This is a genomic window from Achromobacter sp. SIMBA_011, assembly GCF_046535435.1.
GTDB lineage: Bacteria > Pseudomonadota > Gammaproteobacteria > Burkholderiales > Burkholderiaceae_B > Achromobacter > Achromobacter dolens.
Window position 1 is genome coordinate 1 of sequence record NZ_JAWRWN010001353.1, and the last position, 229, is coordinate 229.

Annotated in this window: 1 protein-coding gene; it reads left to right on the forward strand. The window is 61.6% G+C overall.

Features of this window, described 5'->3' with window-relative positions; translation table 11 throughout:
* Positions 1–40 precede the first annotated feature (40 nt).
* On the forward strand, positions 41–229 hold a 189-nt coding region (locus SB816_RS35480; RefSeq protein ID WP_410548682.1), incomplete at its 3' end, for a hypothetical protein.

The window sequence follows — 229 nt, forward strand, 5'->3', positions numbered from 1 at the left end:
TCCGCCGCCTGGCATCAGGTATTAGCGGCAGGTGAATGATATGGATCGAAAAACAGCGGAGCGTCTGCTCGTCGACGCGGACAGGATTGCCGAATTCGTTCTCGAATGTTTCGATCTGACGCTCGACGCGCCGCAAGGGCGCGAGCTTTACGACCGCGCGTTCAGCCTCTACCTGAAGCGCGAAGCGGGCGACGTGCCGCTCGCCGATCTCTACGACGCGCTCAAGGGC